The sequence below is a fragment of the Halalkalibacter suaedae genome (genome assembly GCF_017939705.1).
Classification (GTDB): domain Bacteria; phylum Bacillota; class Bacilli; order Bacillales; family Bacillaceae_D; genus Halalkalibacter; species Halalkalibacter suaedae.
The window spans coordinates 228,157-253,373 of sequence record NZ_JAGKSQ010000004.1; the positions used below are offsets into that span (position 1 = coordinate 228,157).

Genomic DNA, 25,217 nt, shown 5'->3' on the forward strand with positions numbered 1-25,217 from the left:
TATGACGAACAAATTAAAAGAAAAAAAGATTAAGATTCTTTACTTAGATAAACATCCATTTGCTGGGGGGAGCAACCATCATACTGTATATTTTGAAGATCCTGATAGAGTAAAAGTAGAACTTGTAGCACCTGAACAGGAGAGTGTTTAAATGAAGAATACTTGTCCTTGCTGTGGCTATAAAACGTTAGATGAAGAACCTCCAGGAACATATGAAATATGTAGTATCTGTTTTTGGGAAGATGACGGTGTTCAATATGAAGATCCGGATTATGAGGGTGGTGCAAACACCCCATCTTTAAGGCAAGCCCAGAAGAATTATCTCTTATTTGGGGCCTGTGAGGAAAGCTGTATTGAGTTTGTAAGAAAGTCAAATGAAAATGATGTAAAGGATTTAAATTGGAAACCATTATAGTTAATTCAACTACAGGAAAATTGTAAATTTCAACAGGATTTACTAACGGAGGAATAGTGAATGGATTTTGATAGTGATTATAAAGTGGAAAAAAAGAAAACATATAAGAGAATAGTTAGAGTGTTACTGATTTGGGTACTGCTTTTTATAGGGATTATAGCCTACGGAGTGTATTGGCTTTTATTTGATTGGAGCCGACTTAAAGATGAATTAATAACCCAATCGACTTCCCCAAATGGTACCTATATGATAAATGCTTATTTATCAAACGGTCATGCAACAGTTTCATATGCGGTGTTGGGGGAGTTAGTTTTTAATAATGATAATAAAAGAGCTAAGAAAATATACTGGCAACATAGAGAGGAAAATGCAAACATAGAATGGATCGATGATGATACAGTGATCATTAATAATGTGGAATTGGATTTACCAAATGAAACGTATGATTATAGAAATGATTAAATGATTATTAATACTCGGTGAGCACTCCTGAAAGACAGAGGGTGCTATTTTTGTGTAAATAAAAAGGGAATTAATGTTAAAATAAAAATAGAGGATAGTGTAAGAAGAATTTACTGATTCAGTTATTTCAATTTATGATATGGGAAATTAAGGTTTTATGTAAAGGGACAAGTATCTTGGAGGGAGGAAATTAATGTGGACTTTTTTATTTTAATGGCACTTTTATTAATAGGGCTAGTTGTTTGGGGTATTTATGATTCTAAAAAGAAACATGAAGTAAAACTTGAAGAAATTAAATTAGAAAGAGAAAAAATAGTATTAGAACAAAGAAGGTTAGAAAATCTTGGTGAGTGATTTAGTAGAGAAAGAGGAAAATATGTCCAGATGTAGGTCAATTTTTCGACTGTGCTTTTATATTACTAATTATCGTATTACCTCAATTTTTTTATTGGCTTCTTAACAGTCATGATGAGTGTGAAACCATTGCTCAGCTCATTCGTAAGTAGTGTAAAAAGACCTAAAGTTGGGAGGCATTATTTATGAATCAACTCTATATAAAGCAGAAGGTATTCAGTCTTAGTGGGAAATTTACAGTCAAGGATCAACAGGAGAATGATAAGTATTACGTGGAGGGAAGCTTCATGCAAATCCCGAAGACTTTCTCCATTATGAATACAGCCCGAGACGAAGTAGCTCTCATTACGAAAAAGGTGTTCAGCCTCTTACCGAAATTTTTCGTTGAGGTGAATGGGCAAGAGGTACTAACGATAAAGAAAGAATTTTCCTTCTTCAAAGCTCGTTATACAATTGATGCGGCAGGTATTGAAGTACACGGGAATTGGTGGGATATGGACTTTCAGGTTTTACAGCAGGGTCAAATTATAGGTGAAGTCAGTAAGGAATGGTTTAGCTGGGGAGATAGCTACAAGGTTCAAATTATAGATGAAGAGATGGAAACGATTGTAATTGCACTTGTCGTTGCAATTGATTGTGTGAAGGCAGATGAAGCAGCAGTGTCTTCATCTGCGTCGACTTAAGAAGAGTCAAGGCTTCTTTTAGGTATTATACTCATACAACAGGGAGCGAATGTTCAATAAGGGCATTCGTTTTTTTCTACTAAGGTGAATAGTATATATAAATATTAAATGTTATGAGGTTCATGTTTTTCTTAATGGGGGATAAGCAATATCTGACTAATAGTAGTATAACTAATTGTCATACGAGGGGATTGTAAATTGGAAACTAAACGTTGTAGTATCAACATAACTACACAAGCTGACTATAATGACTTAGTGAAATTATACCGTGATACTAAGGTATGGGATTACTTAGGTGGACAAAGAAGTTCTAAGCAAATTGAAGATAGAATTATGGAGTGGATAAATCCACAAGAAAATTGCCTGTATTGGACAGTTAGAGAAAGAGTTTCAGATGTATTCTTAGGATGTATTTTATTAACACCTCACTACGACGGAGAATATACTCAAATTTCATATATGTTTCTAGCAAGTAGCTGGGGTAAAGGTTTTGCGTTTGAGTCGATAGGTCAAGTTTTAAGGGATTTTCTCAATGATAACATCAATATCAAGCTAATTGCTGAAGCACAATCGAAAAATATTGCTTCTTGTAACTTATTAAAGCGACTTGGGTTTTATGAATTAAAGAAAGTCACTCGCTTTAATGCTGAACAGCTCATTTTTGCTATAGATTATTCAATTATTTCGAAACGAAAGTAATAATGCTCTCTAGGAGTGACTATTATGTTAAAACGGAAATTTGGCGATCGTTCAGAATGGAAACGAATAATTGAAAGGAAATATTCGCAGTCCTATCTTGATACAAAAGAATTTAAAGGATATGTAACTTTATTGAATACAATAAAAGTTGCTGAACCATTGTCAGTTAGGTACGGGGAGCAAAAGGTATGCATAGTGAATGATGGTTATATGTGGTTGCAGCAGTTTCCGTTGGATAAGTATCATTCGGTAACGACGATGTTTGATGCGAGTGGTGAAATTGTCCAAAGGTATATCGATATATGTCTTCGAAACGGAATAGAAAATGGAACTCCTTGGATGGATGATTTATTTTTAGATGTTGTTGTATTGCCATCTGGAGAAGTAATTGAAAAAGATTCAGATGAGCTAGAGACGGCTTTAACAAAAGGGATTATCGATATATCCCTCTATGACTTAGCATGGAATGAAATGAGAAATATTAAGAATTTAATAAATGAAGACAGTTTCGACTTAATCAAACTTTCAAACAGTCACAAGGAAATGTTATCTCGAATATTAGAATAGTTGCTATGAGTCAGTTGTAATTAGTGGAAGACCGAAACTGTTATTATTTCTGGAACAATGGTTGAAGGTTCCAGAAGAGTCTAGAAAAAATGTTTCTGGATGGAGGAGAGTAGAATTAATAAGGATTTTGGTGTTGGTTTGATAATAATACTATTACTTATGGTTGGATGTAATAATGATGATGTTCTCGTAGAGAATCAGAATGAATTGGAAGAGTTAAAGGAGCAAAAGAATGAGCTTGAGGAAATTATTGAGAATCAACGACAAATAATTGAACAACATGAAACTAATGAATTTTCATATTTAGAGGATTTTACAGAAAGTGAACTAAAAGCATATGAAGATTTTTTTGAGGATAAGGATGTAAAGCACCTATTAGACTATTCTCCAACTAGTATAGTATTAGTGTATTTTCATTCAGTTGTCATTGGCGACACTGAGGCAATTTATTCACTAACTTATAACGATGATAATTTACCTGACATATCTACATTTAAGGAAAAGTATTATAGTGGAAACATGCATAAACAATTGTTGGAAACCACACTCGATTTTAGATATTATGATTCAATTGAAGTTAAAGAAGCTAATGATCCTGAAGATGAGATAGCTGTCGAAATAGGTGTAAGCTTTGGACTTTTTCAATCAAAGGAAGTACTAGGTTTGAAAAATGTAAATGGGATTTGGAAAATGGATATTTTACATTTATTTTAATGCACTTTCTAGAAGTTTGATAGAAAGGAGTTGTTAATGTTGAGTTTGGCTCTTAATATCGTTGGAGCGATAGCTATCATTTTTAGTGTGATAGCAGGTATTTTTACTGGGACATTATCAGGCTTTTTCATTTTTTCATTTGGTGGAGTTTGTATTGCTATGGTTTTATTTGCATTTGCTCAAATCATTGATAACCAGTTAAATATTTTACATCAGTTACAAGTTCAGAATGAGTTTGCGAAACAACATTACAAAGCACTAATAGACTGTTCGAATTGTGACTATGAATATGATGACAGCTTATCATCATGTCCTCATTGTGGGCATAGAAGAGGCCACTGAAAAAGGTATGATTTTCACCTTTTTTATTGCCTTTAAGCAACGAGTGGAGCCATTGCTTCTTCCTCGAATCTGCTAAAGGGACTTTTTCAGTCCCTCGGCATAGAAAGTCATAGAGCTAATGTAAGTATTTGAATGGTACTCGAAAGGTGACGGATGTGTTGAAATCAATTAAGAGAATAAACTTTAGAACGGCTGTACTTATGGCAATAAGTTTTTACTCATTAACAATTCTAATCCATCTACTTATCATTATCGAAACAATCCCATTCGTATGGGTAAATGGTGGGCGGTCACCAACTTTAGAGGCACAGTTGCCACTATCTTTTGGTAGCATTGTTATTTCTTTAATTGGGGCTATTTTTATTATTATTGTTGGTCTAAGGAAGAACCATACATTCAACAAAGGAATATCTATTGTCTGTTGGTTTCTTGTATTCTTTTGGATTTTTGGATTAATACAGCAATTTTTTGGGACACCTTTTGAAAAAATGGTTTGTTCGTTCGTATTACTTCTTGGAGTTCTCTCGCATTATCGGATTGCAATTGAAAACAGATGAGTAGGTTAGCTTTGAAGAAAGTGTGTTTTACAGCAACTATGAAATGTATTCCTCTCATTTAGTATTGGCATTCCTTTTATGAGGAATGTTTTTTCTTTGTTAGTTAAAAGGAAATTAATGTTAAAATAGGTTGAGGTACGCTAATTTAATTATTGATTTAAATAAAAGTACGAGGTGAAAATGATGGATGGTTTAATAGTGGCAGTTTTTATGGCACCTGTTTTCTATATGATATTGAAAAGGCTGAGAGCAGTAGAAGACGAGTTGAGAGTTTTGAAGAAAAATCTGGAAGAATCTTAAATTAGGATTTTAAACAACTGGTAAATCATATCTGGTCAAACTGAATGAAGGTTAGTGAAAAAAGTAAAAGGAATGGTTGGGTTGTTAGCACCGTCTAAGTACAAAAACAGTTAGTTAAGAGAGGTTCCATCTATGAATAAAATGAATTTGATCTTATTTCTATTCTTTCTATCAATTGGTTTATTTGGTTGTCAGCAAAATGATGAAATAAAAGATAAGAATCCACAAAGTGATATAACTATTAATCCAGTGGGGAGCAACGCTGAAAAAGTAGTGATTGAGAATGCAGCCACAATTGAAATGCTTAAAGAGATTATTGATCATGCAGAAAAACAACCAGGTGTTGTTAATATGGCAGACCCTGAATTTAGAATGGCAGTTGGGGAAGAAACATATTTTCTTTGGATTGATGAAAAGTCGGGTACTATTATGAATACAAAAGATACAAATACGATTTATTTATTACCTGCTAGTTCAGTTAATCAAATCAATGAATTAATTTCATATAATTATATGAACATTAGAGAAATGGCATGGAACTTCCTAAAAGAAAAAGGATGGAATGACCGAGCTAAGAAAGAATGGAAAAGTGCAACAGTCACGAAGGTTATCGTTAATGAAGACTATGAGTTATTAGACGAAAGTTATGACGGCAAAGAGGTGTTCTCTGTTTCTTTTAAAGATAAAGAGAACATTGTTGCAGGTACGCCAACAGTACTTGTTGATGCTACTAAGAATACATTAATAGGCTATATGCCAGGGGGATGAGCATTTAATAAAGTTAATGCCATTTGGATCGAGCTTTAAATTCACCATCCAGTAAAACTGGCCGACTCACTTAAATGACAAAGTATTTTAAAGGATTGATCGAAGTGGCAAAAAGAACCGTATTAAAATTATGCTTTGGGATACTAGTACTATTTATTGTTTTCACAATTTATTTAGCCTACAGTATTTGGAGTTTCGCTGAGGAAAACCAATTAGTGGAAACTGATGTCGCGGTAGTACTTGGTGCTGCAGCTTGGGGAGACGAACCATCTCCAGTGTTACGAGAGAGAATAAATCATTCGATTTGGCTATACGAGAATGGCTATGTAGAGAAGATAATATTTACTGGTGGCAAGGGCGTTGATGATGAATTTGCAGAATCGGAAGTAGCAAGAGATTATGCTATAAAAAACAACGTCAATTCCGATGATATTTTGATTGAAACTAAGTCAAAGATCACTGAAGAGAATCTTACATATGCAAATGACATTATCACAGAGAATGATTTCAAAACAGTTACTATTGTAAGTGATCCATTACATATGAAAAGGGCTATTCTAATGGCAGAGAACACTGGAATAGTGGCATATTCATCACCTACACAAACGTCTGTCTATCAAACATGGAAGAGTGAAATTCCTTTCCTTTTTCGTGAGTTATTTTTCTACAGTGGTTATATTGTCAGCTTGCCATTTAGGTAATTTTAATTAAAAAGTCAACATGGAGTGAGGTTCATTATGGTCGAAGTAAAGGAATATTTAAATACTTATTTTCCGGGGTTATGTTTAGGGGCAAGTCTCTACAATCAATGGGATACAGGCATTCACTTTGAATTAGGAGAAGGGATATACCAGATTAAAGATGATGACACTCTTAATCTTGATAGGTTTGAGAGAGTTTATAAGCAGTCATTGTCTATTTTTAATTTTCTCTTTTCTGAACAGGACGATATTTTCCTCGTGACAAATGTCTATCATCATAAAAGTAATAAAAAAAGGATGCGCCAAACAAAGGTTTATGACCGTTTTCTCAAAAATAAAAAATTGAAATTTAATGTAAGACAGGAAACTTTGCCGTTCATTTTTGCTGATGAAGAAGAAGCAGATGGATGCTATACTTCCCGATTTTTTCTGAAGTGTAAAAAGCGGGATTTAGATTATCTCTTACTAATTAAAGCAATTTGTAATGAAGATTTCCCATTGAAACCTAAATTAGGTGGGGAGAATGGTTCATATTATCCAGATGTATTTTTTATAAATGCTTCAAAGAATATCATCTTCTTCATTTATGATGATAGAGGGTGTGAAGTGATTTCTGATCAAATAGAAGCGTTACGCCCATTATATAACGAATATAAGAATTGGATTGCTGAGTACAACCGAGAAGAGGTCGAACAAACCTTTAAGCAGTTTTAAGGATCTTTTTAATAGAGTTTTATTATTTCTAGATAAAAAAGGGGGGAAGAAAAATGAAAAACGTATATATGCTACTACTATTTGCCGCATTGGCATTTGTTATAGGGGCCTGTGGTAATCACGATTCTTCAATTTCTGTTGGTGAATTAACTGAGAGAGAAAAAGCGATACTTTCGGTTACTTCGGACAAATCATTTGTATTTGATTTCAATATAGAGAGCGAATACAAAGAACTAACTGTCTGGATGGAAAAATATAAGTCAGGGAAATTAGTCGATGATCAATTAGGTGATATAACGTCAATGGTTGAGGAAAATGGATCTATTATTTTTGCGTTATCGAAAAATGCTGATGAAGGACAAAAAACCTATAATATTGGAATTAGTAGTGAGGGTAGGATCGCTTCAGTAAGTGGTTTAGAGGAAGATCTTAATGACCTAGAAAAAATGGCGAGTTTATGGGGCGATTTTCAAGGAAAGAGAATCTTGGACGAAGGAGAAGTCGTTTTAGCACATATTAGTTATTCTGATGCTGAGAATGGTATGAGAACACTCTCGACAGATTTTGATGAAGATGTTGAAGGTCATATGAATGAATTGGAACAATATGATGTTACTTATTTACTTAAAGCTAAATTTATTAAGTAAGTTAAATTTACAATATTGCTAGTGACTATGGTATTGAGAATTAAGGAGGTGCAGATAGTTGAGGAAAATATGGATGTTAGTTGTCTTGTCATTTTTATTTTTGACTGTTAATGCTTGTATTAATTCTCAAGACCCAAAAATCACGGTTGAAGCAGTCGTTTCACACTTAAGTGATGAAGAGTTTGACGAGGTGGGGTTACACGGGTTAGAAGATCCTTCAAAAGATGGTTCTCGTAAATTTACTATTGATTTTGAAGTCGAACACTCTTCAACAATTACGAGTAAGGTAGAATTCCCTAGAAATGGGAGTTGGCAAGAGGCTATTAATAGTATAGATAGTAATAGGGATAGATATTGGTTTGGTGAAGGTTATGAACAAAATAATGATGATGCAAACGTAGCAAGATATTATCGAGAATTTGTTTTTTACTCTAAAGGCTTGGATAAACAAGAAATTAGTGAGGCTTTTAATTCGATTATTATTGATCTTTATTTGGACAAAGAAGAAGGAGATAGTATCGAGAAAGAATATAAAGTTAGTGATCTAGTTGAATTTGATGAAAATAAAACTTCTTAAAGCAACGGATAGCAATCTAAAGAAGAGAGATTGTTTTTCTTATATAGAAAGGAGAAATTATATTGGGTTCAAGGATCATGCATTTAATTATTGCAAATAGAATTGCAGATGAATTAGCAATACAAGATAGAACATCCTTTCTTTTAGGCGGCATTGCAGCGGATGCGGTTTCATCTAAAGAAGTATCACATTTTTTCAAAGGCGACGTGAATGATTATTCTCGATATATTGACCACGATGATTTCATACATAAATATAGCTTCCATAAGAATTCTCACTATGTATTAGGATACTATACTCATTTGATTGCGGACGATATTTGGTTAAAAGGCTTTTACTTGCCTTGGTTAAAAAACCGAATCGATGCGGATAAAACCATGCTCAAACAATACCATAATGATTTTCGATTACTTAATGCAAAGATATTAGATTATTATGGCTTCAAAGAGCAATTAAGTAAAGGATTGCACAAAACTGGGTCAATTATTGAAACAGACGAGGTCAAGCCTAGCGAAGTGGAGGAATTTGTCTCATATGTAATTAGAGATATGGATTATGATAGGGAAGACCTTGAACAGCCACTAAATGTGTTCACACTTCAACAAATTATTGGATATATTGAGACTTCCGTTGATAAAGGCTTGATCTGTATCAGTTCTTTAAAGGGGTGAGATCTGATAGCTTTGTGCAGCACTAGTGCTTAAGTTAAAAACTTGTAAGTGAGGAAATGCTATGAGAAAAACCAATATAGTTCCTTGGACTAAAGAGTGGGATATCGTATATAAGCAAGAAGAGACAATACTCAAAGAATTATTTAAAGATGAATTGATTTATATCTTTCATATTGGGAGTACGTCCGTTCAAGCAATAGGTTATGCAAAACCAATAATAGATATATTAGTTGTCGTGAAAGAGATTGAAAACGTTGATTTGTATAATGAAGAATTACGAAAAATAGGGTATGAACCAAAAGGGGAGTATGGAATACCTGGTAGAAGGTACTTTCCTAAAGGAAAAGAAAATCGAACCCATCATGTACATATCTTTCAAGTAGGCAATGAACATATTAACGCACATTTAGATTTCAAGGAATATCTAATTAAACACCCAGAGGATGCTAAAAGATACGGAGATTTAAAATTAAAATTAGCAAAACAGTTTCCAGATAATCATTATAAGTATCAAATGGAAAAACAGGGGTTTGTTAATGAGTTAGTGGAGAAGGCAAAAAGTTGGGCACTGCAATAAAACTCGAACAGGTTAATAAAAAGCCGGTTTTTGGTACCTCTACCTTTCAATAGAGAGTACCTTTTTTTGTTTATAGTTATAAAAAGGAAATTTGTGTTAAAATTGGATGTGATATATTGCTCGGTTTAAGATAAGCAAAGAGAGAATTTTGGAGGAGTTAAATTGAAAACCTTTTTAGAAAATCGTCTTGATATCATTCGAAAATCTATTAATTTCTCTGGAAGTATACTTGTTAAAAAGGCGAATGAGACTATAAAAGAGTTAAGCTATGGCTATGCTAATCGGTCTGAACAAATTGAGAACCATTCATATACAAGATACGGAATAGCATCAGGGTGCAAGCTTTTTACAGCAATCGCCATCTGTCAACTAGTGGAAGCAGGGAAGCTTTCTTTTGATAAGACATTAGAAGAATGTCTTATCATGAATTTCCCTCATTTCTCCAAAGGTATTACAGTTCATCATCTGTTAACACATACTGCTGGAATACCTGATTATTTTGATGAAGACGTTATGGACGATTTTGAGGAATTATGGGTGGATAATCCTATGTATCTTATAAGAACATTAGAAGATTTTGTTCCGCTGTTTCAGGACGAACCTATGAAATTAGAGGTTGGAGAAAGGTTTCATTATAACAACACTGGCTATATCTTACTTGGATTAATCGTAGAGAATATCAGTCAACGGACTTTCTCAGATTATGTTGAAGAACATATCTTTAAGAAAGCTGAAATGACCAATTCAGGTTATTTTGAATTTGATTGTCTTCCTAAACATACAGCACTTGGTTATATTGACCTTCCGAATGGGAAGTGGAAATCGAATATTTACTCGCTGCCAGTCAAGGGTGGCTCAGATGGGGGAGCCTATATTACTATTAACGATATGTCCAACCTATGGGATGCACTAATCAGCAATCGATTACTTAATGAAGAACATACGAGTAAACTATTAACACCACATGTTCATACTGGTGATTTTAATGAATTCTATGGTTACGGAGTTTGGATTGATAAAAATGATGGTGAGATCTTTAAGTATCATGTTATGGGCTATGACCCAGGAGTTAGCTTTCATTCGGCCTATTATCCGAAACAATTAATTAATACTATGATTTGCTCTAACAAATCCAGTGGTGCGTATGAAATGATGAAAGAAATTGACCAAGAAATTAGGTGCTTATAATGATTATTTGGATTAATGGGGCGTTTGGATCAGGCAAGACTCAAACCGCACATGAATTACATAGAAGAATCCCTCATTCATTTGTATTTGACCCAGAAAATTTAGGCTTTTATATCCGGAAAAATATCCCTAAAGAAATTAAAAGAGCTGATTTTCAAGATTATCCTATCTGGCGTGATGGAAATTATGAAATGCTAAAACATATAGATCATGAATACGATGGTGTGATCATTGTACCAATGACGATTGTTAATCGAGAGTATTTCCAAGAAATTGTAGGCAAATTGAGAGCAGATAATATCATGGTTAATCATTTCGTATTATCGGCTACAAAAGAGACATTGGAGAAAAGGTTACGCAGCAGAGGCGAGCGGAAAAATTCATGGCCAGCTCGACAAATTGATCGATGTATAAAAGCATTTGAAGATGAGATCTTCCACCAACGAATTGATACTGATCATATGTCGATTGAAAGTGTGGTAGAAACAATTGCTTCTCTGTCAGATATAAAACTATTACCTGATAACAGAAATAAATTTAAAAAGAGGTTGGACCGAGTCGGTGTGCAACTTAAACAATTAAGGATTTAGTTGACTGATGAAGAAATTATAGGAACTTTTCATTCTTTCAATCGTAAAACCTTTTAAGGGAGAGATCAGAGAGAAATTGAAAGGGGTGCTAACTTGGAAACAACAGAAAAGTATCAGAAAGAAACTAAAATTACATTGTGACTGACTAGTATTGTTGCAATCATTCTACTAATAGCTCTCATAACTGGGATAATATCTCCTGAATTTTGGGTTATATTTATTGTTATTTCAATGACTTTGCCTATTATTTTCAAAAATAGAAAATTGACGATAGAAGAAGTGAGAATGAAACAAGCACGAATGGTAAAGAAAGGGGCATTGTACTTTGTATTTGTCTATGGCATTTGCTTCTTTGGTTTTCCATTTGGGTTATTTATGGCTTTAGAAGATTGGGGTAATACAGTTGAATTTATTTCGAGAATTTTAGCAGCTATGCTGATCGGTGGGACTATTTTTGGTTCACTGATGTACATCTCCCTTAATAAAGGTGTGAGGAAATAACATTCACTATCGATATGAATGATTATGATGGATGATTATAGTTAATGTTGAAGGTGCCATGAATCATGATGGGAATGTGTGGTAGAAGGGTTCTAAAGATGTGCAAAGTATTTAAGACGGGAAATATTAGATAGGTGAAGATATTAAATTATGAAGGCGATTGCTTAATAATAAATGGTGATCGCTTTTTGATTTAAGTTATTATAGTGTTGTCATTCTAAAAGGGCAGTTATCTATTCCTGCTGAAGTGAAATTCCCGTAATATTTAGCGATAACCATTGGAGAGTGAGAGATATGATAGATCTAAGGCAGAAGCCAATTATCGAAGGTGAGAAAATAATTCTAAGACCTTTTAAAACTGCTGATTTTCCTTATATTGAGGAATGTTTAAAGGATGCCGAGGTAATAAAACTGACTGGAAGCACTTCGGATCGTGTTAGAGATACTGTTCTCGATTGGTACAATACAAGAAATGACCAAATGGATCGCTTAGATCTTGCTATTGTAGATAAATCTCAAGACATTCTAGTTGGAGAAGTTGTTCTCAATTTATATGATGCGGAAAGCAACAGTATGAACTATCGAATACTCATAGGACCAAGAGGAAGAAATCGGGGGTTAGGAACGGAAGCAACCGAGCAGATGATTGACTATGCCTTTCAAAACATGAAACTAGATCAAGTAACGTTGAGTGTCTATGAATTCAATCCAAGAGCTAGGAGTGTGTATGAAAAGGTTGGGTTTGTTTTAGAAAGTATAGATGAAAACGAGCTAGAGTTCGAGGGAGAAGGGATAGATTCTATTAATATGAAATTGACTAGAGAAGTTTGGTCGAGTAAAAAAAGACGTTAATTTAATTAATATTGATAGAAATTATCGATAGTTAATAATATAGAGTGTTGCTCCAATAAATAGTGCCTTATCATTCGAGAATGCTATTCGGTAGAAGAAATTATCTCGAGGAAAGCAGGGGATAGTATGGAAAAACAAAATATATTCACTTGGTGGTTAATTGTTTTATTTGTTGAAATTATATGGTTGTATGTAACAATTCAAAATGTTCATGATACCAGTGAACTTGTATTTATGGTTGCACTAATTGGAGTCACAATCGCAGTGGGGGCAGTTGGAATAACTATATTTGGAATATCCAAAAGGTGAGAATTAAGTAAAAAAATATAAAACAGTGCGGCAAGGTTCCTTTTAAACTAATTAGAAACCTATTACATAGTTATTCGTATTGTTAGATCAATCTTTCCAATATTCTATAATGAAAAATCTTGATTTCATTCTGGGTTTCAAGTGATCAAGTAGGAGGTAATCATGCTCGATGTTAAAATTGATCAGTTTTCCTATAATAAAAACGAACCTATCTTAGAGAATATTCATTTCAACATAAAGCCAGGTGAAATTATTGGCTTGATCGGTCAAAATGGGGCTGGGAAAAGTACGACTATTAAAACGATTTTAGGATTAACGAAAGGTTCGGAGCATTTGGTTACGTTCAAACAAGAAGAAGTATTGAGCTACATTCCTGAACGTCCAATTATTTATGAAGAACTGACAGTCTGGGAGCATATTGAACTATGTGCGTCGGCCCACCAATTAACGGAATGGGAACCGGAAGCCAATCGATTGTTAAAGCTATTCCGTCTTTATGAAAAATCACAATCATACCCGAAAGATTTCTCAAAAGGGATGCAGCAAAAATTAATGTTCATTCTAGCTTATCTGCCAAGCCCAGATTATTACATCATCGACGAACCTCTTATGGGCTTAGATCCTCCTTCTATAAAAGTGATACTCGAATTCTTACAGGCTGAAAAGCAGCGTGGTGCAGGCATTTTGATGTGTACCCATGCACTTGATACAGCCGAAAAGCATTGTGACCGTTTAATTATATTAGCCGATAAAACGACCATCTTCCAAGGGACTTTACAAGAATTAAAAGAAGTAACTGGCAATGCAGACGGAGACTTACTAGATTGTTTTACCGATTTAGTTCAGAGCAAGGATGTCATTTATGATTGACCTAAGAGAGTTGTATACAATTCGTAAAAAAGAGGATGAAAGACAGCAAAAAAAACTGCTAGCATTCTTTTTTGACTGGACAATCTTATTCTACATATTATTGGTTGGAGCCGTTTTAATTGGTATATATATTTACTCTTGGTTAACGTCTTCTGACTGGTTAAGTGAGGTTCCTTTTCGCTTGATTCACTTAAGCATTTTTATAGTGGTCGCATCAACATCATTAAGAATTTATTTCAAAGAAGCAGATCAACTTTTTTTGATTCGAAATACGTCGTTGATGAATCGAATGATCAAAATTGGCTATAACAGATTAATTGTATTTGGGTTAATTAAAGCGACAATCGCCATTATAATACTCTTGCCATTCTTCTTGTTGAATTTCAATGTTTTACAGATGGTATTTTACATTATGATGGTGTTACTATTCACTGTTTTTTATTTGCTCTATCTCAACAGTAACTGGCGTAGAAGGTGGCTGACATTTTGCATCTTTGTCATATACCTTTATTCAGATATGCATGTTGGAATGTGGATTGTAATTAGTATTTTATCTCTAATTCTAGCAATGTATTTGGTTAGAAAGATCGATTATCGTGCTAAGCTTTTTAACAAATGGTTGGAGATCGACATGATTAATGGGGCTAAATTGTTGAAGTGGCTTTTCAGGTTATCTTCATTAGTGATGATGATGAATGGGATCAAAGGTGTTAAGGGTGAATCGGATATGACACGGTTTATCCAGAAACATTGGACGATGAAGGGACGAATATTTAAGGAGCGATCCCAAAGCAACGTGTTACTAGAAACATTTTTGAAATGGTTTCAACGCCAACCGACAGTTTGGGTTTACTTTCTCGATGTTTGTATCTTAACTACGGTGGCCTTTTGGCTGCTGCCTGCCATTTGGATGGTTATTATTGTTGCGTTAATCAGTTGTTTCATAATGAAGAGGACCTTAAATACTCTATGGACTTTGTTCTTAGAAAATCCTTTTATGAAGCTTTATCGATGGGATAAAGAGCATATCATTAATGCGAAACAAAAAGCTCGGATTCTGTTTTTAATGAGTTATGGGGTTGTTGTCATTGCTGGGTTGTTGGTTAAGTTGGTATTTTAGTTCAACCTTATTGAGTTAAAAATGATATGGATTAAGGTTTATGTTGGGCTTTCCTTGGACAGGGAGTGCCCTTTTTTAATAACGAGGATCCTCATTCCGCTAAATACTTGTATAGAACATTGAAAAGGGATGAAGTGGATCCAGGTTCCGCTAATCGTCTAAGATTGACGATGTTATGAGCTATAAACTACAAATAACGGAATCAGGATCCTAAACCATACTTAAAATGAAGTAGTTTAAGCAAATAGCGGAACTAGGATCACAAACAGAAAATAACTTCTCAATAAATCTAACTCCCGACTAAATAGTTTCGTTTTTACCGACAGTACGTGCATTAGTAGAACCTTATTTATCAACTGCTGTAGAGGAATGGTAGCCTAGTAACGAGTATTTTTAATCGCTGAAAATATTTAGAGTTTCAAAGACAATTTCTCATTATATTGCTATTATTATAATGAAGATTTAATTAGATAATAGGTATTGATTTCCCCACACATAACGGCTTGTATAAGCCATCAACATCAAGAGAAGGGTGAAGAAGAGAAAATGTTTCAAAAACTAATTTCCAAATACAAACGATTTTTTCATAGAAACAACCAGGACTCAGCACAAGTCCAAGCTGACAATGAGTCTATAGAAAAGCGTATTCAGCAGGAAGTTGATAAGAGAGTAGAGCAAGAAGTGGGTCTTCGGCTTCAGCAGGAATTAGAGAAACGGACTGTCAAAGAAAATGAAGTGCTAGATATCTTTAGAGAAAAAGTACAAATACCAGAAAGCAAAACTAGTCATAACAATATCAGCTCCTTATTTCAGCAAGAAAAACAGCTGCAGCAAGAGGAAACTGTACGTATACAAAAGCCGGAGCAAGAAACCCAAACACGTGTCGAACGTCAAAGGAAATTACGAGAAGCACAGCAAGAAAGATATCTATTACAAATGAAAGAACGTTTAAGAGAGGAACTAGAAGAAAAAGAGAGACTAGAAGAGGAACAAAGAAAGAAAAGAATTGAAGAGGAACGTAAAAAAAAGCTTGAAGAAGAACAACAAAAGCAAAGACAAGAAGATGAGCGTAGAAGAAAGCTAGAAAAGGCGAACCGAGTACGAATTGAAAATGAGCGAAGAGAAAAAGAGGCATGGAAACAATTAGAAGAGAGAAAAGAACGTGAAAAAAAGCAACAGCTTTTAGAGCAACAGAGAATAGAGCTAGAAAAGCAAAGACAGGCTCAACTAGATTTGGAACGAAAAGAAAAGTTAGAGCGTGAGAAAGAAAGAATTGCGAAAGAACTAGAAGAAGAGAAAGAGAGAATTGAGAAATTAGCTAGAGATCAAGGATTAACTTACGTCGGACATATTACAGAACTCATGAGAGCTGCTGAAAATAATGATTTGGATCTTGTGAGGACTTTAATTGATGACGGAGCGAATGTTAATGAATGTAATCGACAGATTGAAACACCGCTCATTTATGCGTTAAAAAGTATCCAAAAAGGTTCGTTTGCTCAGGTTGTTGAATTGCTGTTACTAAATGGGGCCAATCCTCATGTGAAAACAAGAAATGATGTTACCGCCTTCATGTATGCGGAATCAAGAAAAGATCAAGCCTCAATGGATATATTATTGCAATTTGGTGCTGAGCAAAAATCATACAACCGCGAACAATCTACAGATAAACTAACGAATCAAACAGAAGCGAGTCAAAAAGCTCAACCAAAAGTAGTATCATTTGAAGAACGTTTAGCTCGTTCCAAAAAGTTCTTTCCTGAAGATGACGCATTTGAGCGTCAGTTTTTAAAGCATACGATTCAAAAACTAGATGAAAAAATCAAGCACTATACTCGTCCTAAATACTTTCGTGGTAACCCAGCAAATGCAGGGAATTTAGATAGGTTCGACCCTGTAGAAAATGCCTATTATAACAAGATTGCTGACAGTCTTAAACCATTAAGATCGCGCCCTTATTTTGGGAGGATCGATGTTAAAGGAGAAACTAGAGAAACATTTTATATCGGGGAATCCAGTATTGGGGATCGTGTCATTAGTTGGACAGCACCTGCTGCTTCTATTTTTTATGAAAAAAGATTAGGAATGGTTCAACATTATACACTAGGAAACGTATTTGTCGGTAGGATTCGTCAGTATGATATTAAGGGCGGATCGATGATAAGTATGAGTGACTATAATGGCCATGTTGATCCGATTCTCGAACAAGCGTTAAAAACAAACAAAGGACATGAAATGACAACGATTGTCGAGACGATACAGGGTGAACAAGATAGAATCATTCGTCTACCTAAGAATCAAAATGTTATCGTTCAAGGTTCGGCAGGAAGTGGAAAGACGGCAATTGCTCTTCATCGTATCGCCTATTTGTTTTTTCGATATAACGATCTCAAAGCTTCGAATTTAGTAATATTCGGACCTAATGAAATTTTCTTACAGCATATTAAAAACGTAATACCTAGTTTGCAAGTCTGGGATGTTGTTCAAACCTCTTTTCATAAGTGGGCAGCGGATCAGCATTTAAAGTTAAGTAAGATACCTGATCCTCAAACTATTTTTAATCGACTGGATAAGATAAAAGATAGTAATAAAAAGAGTGAGCTTTCCGTGATATTGTCTTTTAAAGGTTCATACTTATTTCGAGATGCGGTGGAGGAGTATTATAAGCAGTACGAAAAAACGTTTGCTCCTAGTGAACCATTTGAATTCAAAACCGATCAAGGGTCATTTGTACTTTCAGTTGAAGAGTTTAGCAAGAAGTTTAAAGCATTGGATTATTTACCGTTAGCGAAGAGAGTAAGCAATATAGAATCAATCGTAATGTTAGAGTTCCAAAAATGGCAGAATTCTAAAAACCAAGTAGAAATTCGGGCGTGTCAAAAACAGTTTAAACGTTATCTTGGACAAATAAAAAGCTTGAAGCCTATAAATATATATACGGAGTTTCTTGGATCAACACAACTGAGTCCTTATTTTCCTGAAAGCTTTGAAAATAGACCCGTTGACTTGCTTTTGAAGATGGGGAAAGAAAACCATATTTTTAATCCAAATCAAATAGTGTCTGAGGACTTAGCTGCTCTCATGCATCTAAAAATGTTGCTACATGGACTAAGTGAGGATGAGAAATTTCAGTATACAGTAATCGATGAAGCCCAGGATTACAGCCCATATGATCTGTGGGTGATCAGTCAGTTTACCGCAAAGAACTCACTAATGCTGCTTGGTGACTTAGGTCAAGGCTTGTACTCATACCGCGGGCTACAAAACTGGGAAAATGTAAATAATGTGATCAATTCACCTAGTTATATTGAACTAGAAATGACCTATCGTTCGACTAAACAAATTACAGAGTTAGGTAATGATATCATTAGCAGTTTTAGTGAAGGCCGATATCGTCCATCTAAGCCTACATTTAGAAATGGACCGAGGCCTGAAGTATATATCTGTCATTCAACGGAACTTATGCACGAAATGCTCTATCAGAAAATAGTTACTGCTGCAGAATCCTTTAAAACGATTGCTGTTATTACACGCAATGAATCAGAGGCTAGAAATGTTTATGGAATATTAAATCAGCAATTGAATTGTGTGTTAGTTACTGATGACAAACAGAATCAAGTAGAAAAGGTGACAATCATTCCAGTTCATTTAACAAAGGGTCTGGAGTATGATGCCGTTCTTATGTATCAACCAACTGAGGAGAATTACATGAATGAAAGTACGGATCAGAAATTGCTCTATGTTGCTTGTACTCGTGCGTTGCATGAGCTTTCACTCTTTTCTACTCTCCCATTATCGAGATATTTGATTCAATCAATAGATAATGACAATTTACAGGTCGTAACGGAATAATAAGTTTTTACAATACGAGAAAGAGGCTTGGATAAAGGTGATTTAACTAATAGAAAATCCGAACAATGGTGGTTGGCGGGCGTAAACCGCTCCTGAAATACACTTCGCTTTCCGCGAGAAGCCGGTGAGCCTCCTCGTTTACGCCTGCAGGGTCTCACCCTTGGCTTTACATCCCGCAGGAGTCTACTACGTATATTTCATTCGCTACGTGATTGCATTATTCGGTATTTTAGATAGGCACTTTAGTTATGTCACAGCCTCTTCTTTACTTACAAGCAGTAACAAAGAACTAGCCATAATGTTATTTCTAAACAGAATAGATCTAGGTGGTTAAATTCTCCTATCTTGCTTTTATAAAAAGAAAACGTTTGCACGAATAATTTATATCGTGGTACGATAATCTTGAAAATTAAGAATATTTTCTTGTGCAACTAATTGCACAGTGAATGCACAAAGGAGGATAGTGAATTTTCTGATTGAATGATTGACATTTTGGTAAACGCTTTCAAATTAGAGGAGGATGAAGATGAGAGGACGAAAAAAGGGATTAATAAGTATATTACTAGCTTTTCTAATGGTGATTACAACTTTACCATTTAACTCGGCAAACGTAGAAGCACATCATAATGGGACGAACGGAACGATGATGCAATACTTTGAATGGTATCTTCCTAATGATGGTAATCATTGGAATCGGTTAAACTCTGACGCGGCTAATCTGAAAAATAAAGGAATTTCAGCTGTCTGGATTCCTCCTGCATGGAAGGGAGCTTCTCAAAATGATGTAGGATATGGAGCCTATGATCTTTATGACTTAGGTGAATTCAATCAAAAAGGCACTGTTCGAACAAAGTATGGAACACGTAGTCAGTTACAAGCTGCGGTCAACTCCTTAAAAAGCAATGGTATTCAAGTATACGGCGATGTTGTAATGAATCACAAAGGTGGTGCGGACGCCACTGAAATGGTGAGAGCAGTTGAAGTGGATCGCAATAACAGAAACCAGGAAGTGTCCGGTGATTATACTATTGAGGCTTGGACGAAGTTTGATTTTCCAGGAAGAGGTAACACCCATTCTAACTTTAAATGGAGATGGTATCATTTTGACGGTGTAGATTGGGATCATTCACGTCAACTTAGCAATATTTATAAGTTTAGAGGTGACGGTAAAGGATGGGACTGGGAAACTGATACTGAAAATGGAAATTACGATTATTTAATGTATGCAGATGTCGACATGGAGCATCCAGAAGTAGTAAATGAACTGCGTAACTGGGGTGTTTGGTATACAAATACACTTGGACTCGATGGCTTCAGAATAGATGCGGTTAAGCATATTAAATATGATTTCACTCGTGATTGGATCAATCATGTTAGAAATACGACTGGTAAAGATATGTTTGCGGTTGCTGAGTTTTGGAAAAATGATTTAGGTGCTCTTGAAAACTATTTACAGAAAACAAACTGGAACCACTCAGTTTTTGATGTACCGCTACACTATAATCTCTATAATGCCTCAAATAGTGGTGGAAATTATGATATGCGACAAATATTTAATGGGACGGTTGTTCAAAAACATCCAACTCATGCTGTAACCTTTGTTGATAATCATGATTCACAACCAGAGGAGGCACTAGAGTCTTTTGTTGCTGAGTGGTTTAAACCTTTAGCATACGCACTTACATTAACGCGTGAAGACGGTTATCCTTCTGTCTTTTATGGGGATTATTACGGAATACCAACACATGGTGTGCCAGCAATGAATTCCAAAATCGATCCGATATTAGAGGCACGTCAAAAGTATGCATACGGAAAACAAAACGATTACTTAGATCATCATAATATCATTGGTTGGACACGTGAAGGAAATACAGCACACGCCAATTCGGGTCTTGCTACGATCATGTCTGATGGTGCTGGCGGAAATAAGTGGATGTATGTTGGAAGTAATAAAGCGGGTCAAGTTTGGCGCGATATTACTGGGAACCGCTCAGGCACAGTCACAATCAATGCAGATGGCTGGGGTAATTTTTCAGTAAATGGCGGATCAGTTTCTATTTGGGTTAAAAGATAAAAGTAGTTTCTTGAAAGAAATAGATCATAGAGCTTGGCAGTTTCTCTAATTACTTCGACTTGAAAGGGAAGTCCTTTTCTCGGTCTAGGAAGAGGTAGTAGCTAGATTTGTTAATGGGTTTGTCCTACAAGGTTTGAATTTTCCCTTTAGGCAAGCCCTTTTCATTAGGAGGTTGCAGTGGGTTGTCGATTATTCAATTAGTACATGCTGAATTACTAGATTCCTCGTACCAAGAAGTGGAACTAAAAACCAAAGTAATGATCACACAATCTGGTTTAAGGAAATTAAGGCTGCACTATAACACTGGAGGGCATGATCAAAGCGTTACAGGGGTAATACACTTTAAAAAAGAAGATAAGGAAATTTGGACATTTAGTGCACGAATAAGAAAGTACTCAGGTCTCTTTAACAATGGAGTCCGTTTTGAGATTCAGGCAGCCGAGCACCATTCATCAACATACAAAATAGGAGGTGAATTTGGGAGTGTGATTTTAGGTGAATCACTACTTCTTAAGCCCTATCATCTATACAAGCATAATATGCTATATACTGGATCAATCATCTGCCAGCCTAACAAGAATATTAATAAAGTGGAAATTGTCATTGTTGATAAACAACATCATCCGCTTGTAAGGCAGAAGGCTCAATTCAAGGAATATACACCTTATAATTGTTTAGAGATATGGGAATATGCATTCAAGTCTATAGATGTGACTGATTGTCTTTTTTATCTAGAATATCACCGATCTGGAAGCTGCTTGAAGGAAAATAATTTTGGTGAGTGTTATAATTTCGATGCTGTCATAGGTGAATACCATGAATAGTGAGTATTTCTCGAGGAGGGAGGTACTCATTCGGTAAAAGAGTAGAAAAGGAATGAAGGCTTTAGGTTGCTAGCTGTGAGAGTAGAAACAGCTGGATCCTGGTCCCGCTATCAAGTTGAGAAGCTAGTCGGAAGGGACTGGATCGGATCCTGGTTCCGTTAATCCTACAAAACTAACTAAATAACAAGGGGAAACAGATAGATAACGGAACTAGGATCCGACTGTATGACTAAAACTTGTGTTTCATAAGCAATAGCGGAATGAGGATCCCTGCTTAAATCTTCATTATGGAATATTTTTCTATATTCCATAATCTTGGAACTGTGGTACAATAGTGCTATTACTTTTGAACAACTTCCTACGATAAGGGCAAACCTACTGAAAGGTGGGGACGCAAAGCTACAGGCCTAACGCACTAGATGGTGCTAAGGTGGCTGGGATACCGAATGAGATGGCTTAGATTTTTAAACCACCTTTTGTATCGGGTGGTTTTTTGGTGTCCAATTTTCAGTTGCTTGTCATGTAGCGTAGGGAAATAGTTGTGGTTATGAAAGAGGAGAGTGCCCCCGTGAGGCTAGTTGTTAAAAACACATTAGTTATGAGTCTATTGATTACTGTATCAATGATCAGTCTATCTGCATTTGGTTATATGAAGGCGAAGGATATTCTGTATGATCGTTTTGAAGAGCAGGCCTTTAGTCAGCTTGAATCGGTTAAGGCAAGTATTGATATTTGGATTACTGGCAAGCAGGAAGCGATGGAATATATCGCTGAAGCGGATGAATTGAAAACAATCAATGAAGAGAAAGCAGATGCGTTAGGAATTCGTATAGGAGAAAGATTGGATAATCCCGATGCCTTCGCATTTATGGATGCTGCTGGATTTTTGTACTTAGCTGGAGCGAAAATTCCTGTTTCAGAGTTTGAACATTATCAAGGTGGTATGAATGAACTGACAAAAACGTATAACCCTGTGCCTTCTCAATCACCTAGTGTAAATGGTGCTCCGATTGTTTTAACGTCATCACCAGTTTATGGTGAGAATGGTGAGGTTGTCGGTGTTGCATCAGGCGGTAATCAGATTGAGAGTTTACTTGGTATTATTTCGAATATAAAGCTAGGTAATAGTGGATATGTGACTGTTTTCACAAGTGATGGGACGATTGTTGCTGGTGAGAATAAGGAAGATACGTTGGCGAAGAGCATGTCTGATTATGAGAGCGAAGAGTTAAATCAGTTGGTAGAGGCTAGTATTAGTGGTGAAACTGGTGTGATTGAAACAGATTTCAACGAGGAGCACAGTCTCCTTTTCTATAGTAAAGCGAACGAAATGGATTGGGGAGTTATGATTTCGATTCCTACGAACGAAGCGTTTGCTGATGCAAATTCACTCTTACAATTCTTTGTGATCATAACCGTGATCTTTATCGTTGTAGGGGCAATTATTAGTTATTTACTTAATCGTAGATCTTTAAATCCAATCACTGATATTAATAACAAAATTGAGGAATTGGTGAATAATGAAGGTGACTTAACACAGAGATTGAAAATTAATAGTAAGGACGAGGTTGGAACATTAGCTAATAGCTTTAATTCCCTGCTTGATAGCTTACAAGAGCTATTGGTTGGGATTAGGCATAAAGGTGATGTTGTCTCAAAAAATGCATCGACTCTATCGGTTAGTGCTGAGGAGATGGTTCAGCTCTCTAATGCTGTTACTCGAAATGTCCAGCAATCTGCTGAACTATCAATTGAACAGGAAAATGGAAATACAAAGAACCTGGAATCAATGAATCAAATTACCGAAATTGTTTCAGGGATCAAAGAGAATTCTTCATTAGTTTCAGACAAAACAAGATTAGCCTACAAGGAAGTGGAGATAGGAACGGAGGAGGTTCAGACATTGCTTGATCAAATGTCCACGATCCAAAGCTCTGTACGACACTCTTCTGAAATGGTTAGCAACTTAGGAAATCGTTCGTCTGAAATTGGTCATATTGTTGAGATGATTACAACAATTACGGAACAAACTAATCTGCTTGCGTTAAATGCCTCAATTGAAGCGGCTAGAGCTGGCGAGCATGGTAAAGGATTTGCAGTTGTAGCGAACGAGGTCCGAAAGCTAGCAGAGCAGTCTGCCCAATCAGCACAGCAGATCTCTAAGCTAATCAATGAAATTCAAGCAGAGACATCAAGTGCGGTTGTTGAGATGAAATCTGGAACAAGTCAATTTGATCAAGGCATGGAAAAGCTTGAGGAAGTGAATGGACGACTTCAACGAATCTACCACTCTTCGAAGGACTCAAGTGCCGGTGTCGACAAGATCTTTATCGAAATTGAACATCTCCTAGGTAAGGTGGAAGATGTAGAACAAGTGATCCTCGATAACTCACAAAAATCAAAAGAATCAAGCGAGCATATCCGAGAGGTTGCTTCAACATCTGAAGAACAGCTATCATCGATGCAAGGAATTAATGTTTCAATTGAGCAGACAGCACAGCTGGCTGAGGAACTTAGAGAGTTATTAAATCGGTTTAAATTATAAATACAATGAAAAGAAACAATTACATTTGTAGTTGTTTCTTTTTTTTGTGATCCTCTCAGTCTATTTTCAATAGAAAACAGTGAAGTAAAATACATTTTATTCCTAATAAAAGGAAATTAATGTTAAAATTATTAGTGGTTAAAAAATATGTGGCAGGAATTAATTATCTAAAAAGGTGGATTATTGCTTTATGATTAAAGGTATATTTGAAACACACATTAATGTTAGTAATTACCGTGAATCTGCAAGCTTTTATGAAAAGCTTCTCAACATTATCCCTTTATACGAAGACGAAAAGAGAAAGTCGACATTCTATTGGGTTGGGAAGCCTGGAGAGTCAATGCTCGGCATAAGAGAAAACTACCCAAGTTCTCTTATTCAACGACAACACTTTGCCTTTCGAGTTGATTTAGAAGATATTGCATCAGCAAGAGATTATTTATCTAGTCTGGGAATTGAAACGACCAACTTTTGGGGAGAGAGTGCTGAGGAATTAGTAGTATTCCCTTTTATGCCAGCTGTTTCTATTTATTTCAACGATCCAGATGGTCATTCAATTGAATTTCTTGCTATGTTGAAGGATCCACCAAGGCCAAAAGAGGATATGATGACTTGGGATGAGTGGGATAGGTTGAATGGTAGAAAGAAATAGTTTGTTTTAAATTTGGAGTTATATATAACAACTAAGGTTCAAAGATTTCGAGGGAGTAGCTTCAGTTCAAAATTCAGACTTTGAATAACCTA

28 protein-coding genes, 1 pseudogene and 1 riboswitch are annotated in these 25,217 nt (G+C 35.5%); all 29 genes and pseudogenes read left to right on the forward strand.

The window, feature by feature from the left end:
• Position 1: 1 nt before the first annotated feature.
• Positions 2–151: pseudogene (locus tag J7W16_RS11365) on the forward strand (VOC family protein); the annotation flags it as partial.
• Complete coding sequence (locus J7W16_RS11370; RefSeq protein WP_210597426.1) at positions 152–415, forward strand: CPCC family cysteine-rich protein; 264 nt, start codon at positions 152–154, stop codon at positions 413–415. It abuts the pseudogene before it with no gap.
• 60 nt (positions 416–475) lie between these two features.
• Entirely contained in the window at positions 476–877 is a 402-nt protein-coding gene (locus J7W16_RS11375; protein ID WP_210597427.1) for a DUF5412 domain-containing protein, read from the forward strand.
• A gap of 195 nt (positions 878–1,072) precedes the next feature.
• Positions 1,073–1,231 carry a hypothetical protein gene (locus J7W16_RS11380; RefSeq protein WP_210597428.1) on the forward strand — a complete coding sequence of 53 codons (159 nt, stop codon included), beginning with the start codon at positions 1,073–1,075 and terminating at the stop codon, positions 1,229–1,231.
• A gap of 185 nt (positions 1,232–1,416) precedes the next feature.
• Positions 1,417–1,914, forward strand: a complete 498-nt coding sequence (locus tag J7W16_RS11385; RefSeq protein WP_210597429.1) for an LURP-one-related/scramblase family protein — start codon at positions 1,417–1,419, stop codon at positions 1,912–1,914.
• A 198-nt stretch (positions 1,915–2,112) separates the two neighbouring features.
• Positions 2,113–2,613: a GNAT family N-acetyltransferase gene (locus tag J7W16_RS11390; protein WP_210597430.1), complete on the forward strand. Its 501-nt coding sequence runs from the start codon at positions 2,113–2,115 to the stop codon at positions 2,611–2,613.
• A gap of 24 nt (positions 2,614–2,637) precedes the next feature.
• Complete coding sequence (locus J7W16_RS11395) at positions 2,638–3,180, forward strand: ribonuclease FAU-1 family protein (protein ID WP_210597431.1); 543 nt, start codon at positions 2,638–2,640, stop codon at positions 3,178–3,180.
• 99 nt (positions 3,181–3,279) lie between these two features.
• Positions 3,280–3,894: a hypothetical protein gene (locus tag J7W16_RS11400; RefSeq protein WP_210597432.1), complete on the forward strand. Its 615-nt coding sequence runs from the start codon at positions 3,280–3,282 to the stop codon at positions 3,892–3,894.
• A gap of 36 nt (positions 3,895–3,930) precedes the next feature.
• Complete coding sequence (locus J7W16_RS11405) at positions 3,931–4,236, forward strand: hypothetical protein (RefSeq protein WP_210597433.1); 306 nt, start codon at positions 3,931–3,933, stop codon at positions 4,234–4,236.
• Positions 4,237–4,394: 158 nt separating this feature from the next.
• A complete protein-coding gene (locus J7W16_RS11410) occupies positions 4,395–4,793 on the forward strand; it encodes a hypothetical protein (protein WP_210597434.1) in 399 nt (132 codons plus the stop codon).
• Positions 4,794–5,225: 432 nt separating this feature from the next.
• Positions 5,226–5,861: a YhfM domain-containing protein gene (locus tag J7W16_RS11415; protein ID WP_210597435.1), complete on the forward strand. Its 636-nt coding sequence runs from the start codon at positions 5,226–5,228 to the stop codon at positions 5,859–5,861.
• Between the two features lie 74 nt (positions 5,862–5,935).
• A complete protein-coding gene (locus J7W16_RS11420) occupies positions 5,936–6,562 on the forward strand; it encodes a YdcF family protein (protein WP_210597436.1) in 627 nt (208 codons plus the stop codon).
• 36 nt (positions 6,563–6,598) lie between these two features.
• Positions 6,599–7,276 carry a DUF3885 domain-containing protein gene (locus J7W16_RS11425; RefSeq protein WP_210597437.1) on the forward strand — a complete coding sequence of 226 codons (678 nt, stop codon included), beginning with the start codon at positions 6,599–6,601 and terminating at the stop codon, positions 7,274–7,276.
• Positions 7,277–7,329: 53 nt separating this feature from the next.
• Positions 7,330–7,923, forward strand: a complete 594-nt coding sequence (locus J7W16_RS11430; protein WP_210597438.1) for a hypothetical protein — start codon at positions 7,330–7,332, stop codon at positions 7,921–7,923.
• Between the two features lie 58 nt (positions 7,924–7,981).
• Positions 7,982–8,500, forward strand: a complete 519-nt coding sequence (locus tag J7W16_RS11435) for a fructose-bisphosphate aldolase (RefSeq protein WP_246879968.1) — start codon at positions 7,982–7,984, stop codon at positions 8,498–8,500.
• Positions 8,501–8,562: 62 nt separating this feature from the next.
• The gene (locus J7W16_RS11440; RefSeq protein ID WP_210597439.1) at positions 8,563–9,171 is read left to right on the forward strand and encodes a hydrolase; all 609 of its coding nucleotides are present in this window, start codon (positions 8,563–8,565) and stop codon (positions 9,169–9,171) included.
• A 61-nt stretch (positions 9,172–9,232) separates the two neighbouring features.
• Entirely contained in the window at positions 9,233–9,748 is a 516-nt protein-coding gene (locus tag J7W16_RS11445) for a GrpB family protein (protein WP_210597440.1), read from the forward strand.
• A gap of 162 nt (positions 9,749–9,910) precedes the next feature.
• Positions 9,911–10,936: a serine hydrolase domain-containing protein gene (locus J7W16_RS11450; RefSeq protein WP_210597441.1), complete on the forward strand. Its 1,026-nt coding sequence runs from the start codon at positions 9,911–9,913 to the stop codon at positions 10,934–10,936.
• Positions 10,936–11,526 carry an AAA family ATPase gene (locus J7W16_RS11455; RefSeq protein WP_210597442.1) on the forward strand — a complete coding sequence of 197 codons (591 nt, stop codon included), beginning with the start codon at positions 10,936–10,938 and terminating at the stop codon, positions 11,524–11,526. Before J7W16_RS11450 ends, J7W16_RS11455 begins: the two co-directional genes overlap by 1 nt.
• Positions 11,527–11,811: 285 nt before the next feature.
• Positions 11,812–12,027 carry a hypothetical protein gene (locus tag J7W16_RS11460; RefSeq protein ID WP_210597443.1) on the forward strand — a complete coding sequence of 72 codons (216 nt, stop codon included), beginning with the start codon at positions 11,812–11,814 and terminating at the stop codon, positions 12,025–12,027.
• Positions 12,028–12,321: 294 nt separating this feature from the next.
• Positions 12,322–12,879: a GNAT family N-acetyltransferase gene (locus J7W16_RS11465; RefSeq protein ID WP_210597444.1), complete on the forward strand. Its 558-nt coding sequence runs from the start codon at positions 12,322–12,324 to the stop codon at positions 12,877–12,879.
• Between the two features lie 126 nt (positions 12,880–13,005).
• Complete coding sequence (locus tag J7W16_RS11470) at positions 13,006–13,188, forward strand: hypothetical protein (protein WP_210597445.1); 183 nt, start codon at positions 13,006–13,008, stop codon at positions 13,186–13,188.
• A gap of 162 nt (positions 13,189–13,350) precedes the next feature.
• The gene (locus J7W16_RS11475; protein WP_210597446.1) at positions 13,351–14,058 is read left to right on the forward strand and encodes an ABC transporter ATP-binding protein; all 708 of its coding nucleotides are present in this window, start codon (positions 13,351–13,353) and stop codon (positions 14,056–14,058) included.
• Complete coding sequence (locus J7W16_RS11480; protein WP_210597447.1) at positions 14,051–15,178, forward strand: ABC transporter permease; 1,128 nt, start codon at positions 14,051–14,053, stop codon at positions 15,176–15,178. The genes J7W16_RS11475 and J7W16_RS11480 overlap by 8 nt, the downstream gene beginning before the upstream one ends.
• A gap of 546 nt (positions 15,179–15,724) precedes the next feature.
• A complete protein-coding gene (locus J7W16_RS11485) occupies positions 15,725–19,030 on the forward strand; it encodes an ankyrin repeat domain-containing protein (protein WP_210597448.1) in 3,306 nt (1,101 codons plus the stop codon).
• Between the two features lie 574 nt (positions 19,031–19,604).
• Positions 19,605–21,104 carry an alpha-amylase gene (amyS, locus tag J7W16_RS11490; protein WP_210597641.1) on the forward strand — a complete coding sequence of 500 codons (1,500 nt, stop codon included), beginning with the start codon at positions 19,605–19,607 and terminating at the stop codon, positions 21,102–21,104.
• A gap of 182 nt (positions 21,105–21,286) precedes the next feature.
• Positions 21,287–21,928, forward strand: a complete 642-nt coding sequence (locus J7W16_RS11495) for a hypothetical protein (RefSeq protein ID WP_210597449.1) — start codon at positions 21,287–21,289, stop codon at positions 21,926–21,928.
• A gap of 358 nt (positions 21,929–22,286) precedes the next feature.
• A riboswitch (cyclic di-GMP riboswitch) is annotated at positions 22,287–22,375 on the forward strand.
• A gap of 121 nt (positions 22,376–22,496) precedes the next feature.
• Positions 22,497–24,473 carry a methyl-accepting chemotaxis protein gene (locus J7W16_RS22630; protein ID WP_210597450.1) on the forward strand — a complete coding sequence of 659 codons (1,977 nt, stop codon included), beginning with the start codon at positions 22,497–22,499 and terminating at the stop codon, positions 24,471–24,473.
• 190 nt (positions 24,474–24,663) lie between these two features.
• Positions 24,664–25,125, forward strand: coding sequence for a VOC family protein (locus J7W16_RS11505; RefSeq protein WP_210597451.1), 462 nt, complete (start codon positions 24,664–24,666; stop codon positions 25,123–25,125).
• The last annotated feature ends 92 nt before the right edge of the window (positions 25,126–25,217 follow it).

What these genes read in the sequence shown, in the direction of transcription:
- J7W16_RS11455 (WP_210597442.1), top strand. Translation starts at nt 10,936, where the DNA reads ATGATTATTTGGATTAATGGGGCGTTTGGATCAGGCAAGACTCAAACC.
- J7W16_RS11470 (WP_210597445.1), top strand. Translation starts at nt 13,006, where the DNA reads ATGGAAAAACAAAATATATTCACTTGGTGGTTAATTGTTTTATTTGTT.
- amyS (WP_210597641.1), top strand. Translation starts at nt 19,605, where the DNA reads ATGGTGATTACAACTTTACCATTTAACTCGGCAAACGTAGAAGCACAT.
- J7W16_RS11415 (WP_210597435.1), top strand. Translation starts at nt 5,226, where the DNA reads ATGAATAAAATGAATTTGATCTTATTTCTATTCTTTCTATCAATTGGT.
- J7W16_RS11405 (WP_210597433.1), top strand. Translation starts at nt 3,931, where the DNA reads ATGTTGAGTTTGGCTCTTAATATCGTTGGAGCGATAGCTATCATTTTT.
- J7W16_RS11460 (WP_210597443.1), top strand. Translation starts at nt 11,812, where the DNA reads ATGAAACAAGCACGAATGGTAAAGAAAGGGGCATTGTACTTTGTATTT.
- J7W16_RS11445 (WP_210597440.1), top strand. Translation starts at nt 9,233, where the DNA reads ATGAGAAAAACCAATATAGTTCCTTGGACTAAAGAGTGGGATATCGTA.
- J7W16_RS11385 (WP_210597429.1), top strand. Translation starts at nt 1,417, where the DNA reads ATGAATCAACTCTATATAAAGCAGAAGGTATTCAGTCTTAGTGGGAAA.
- J7W16_RS11485 (WP_210597448.1), top strand. Translation starts at nt 15,725, where the DNA reads ATGTTTCAAAAACTAATTTCCAAATACAAACGATTTTTTCATAGAAAC.
- J7W16_RS11425 (WP_210597437.1), top strand. Translation starts at nt 6,599, where the DNA reads ATGGTCGAAGTAAAGGAATATTTAAATACTTATTTTCCGGGGTTATGT.
- J7W16_RS11370 (WP_210597426.1), top strand. Translation starts at nt 152, where the DNA reads ATGAAGAATACTTGTCCTTGCTGTGGCTATAAAACGTTAGATGAAGAA.
- J7W16_RS11465 (WP_210597444.1), top strand. Translation starts at nt 12,322, where the DNA reads ATGATAGATCTAAGGCAGAAGCCAATTATCGAAGGTGAGAAAATAATT.
- J7W16_RS11375 (WP_210597427.1), top strand. Translation starts at nt 476, where the DNA reads ATGGATTTTGATAGTGATTATAAAGTGGAAAAAAAGAAAACATATAAG.
- J7W16_RS11475 (WP_210597446.1), top strand. Translation starts at nt 13,351, where the DNA reads ATGCTCGATGTTAAAATTGATCAGTTTTCCTATAATAAAAACGAACCT.
- J7W16_RS11480 (WP_210597447.1), top strand. Translation starts at nt 14,051, where the DNA reads ATGATTGACCTAAGAGAGTTGTATACAATTCGTAAAAAAGAGGATGAA.
- J7W16_RS11395 (WP_210597431.1), top strand. Translation starts at nt 2,638, where the DNA reads ATGTTAAAACGGAAATTTGGCGATCGTTCAGAATGGAAACGAATAATT.
- J7W16_RS11430 (WP_210597438.1), top strand. Translation starts at nt 7,330, where the DNA reads ATGAAAAACGTATATATGCTACTACTATTTGCCGCATTGGCATTTGTT.
- J7W16_RS11505 (WP_210597451.1), top strand. Translation starts at nt 24,664, where the DNA reads ATGATTAAAGGTATATTTGAAACACACATTAATGTTAGTAATTACCGT.
- J7W16_RS11400 (WP_210597432.1), top strand. Translation starts at nt 3,280, where the DNA reads ATGGAGGAGAGTAGAATTAATAAGGATTTTGGTGTTGGTTTGATAATA.
- J7W16_RS11420 (WP_210597436.1), top strand. Translation starts at nt 5,936, where the DNA reads ATGACAAAGTATTTTAAAGGATTGATCGAAGTGGCAAAAAGAACCGTA.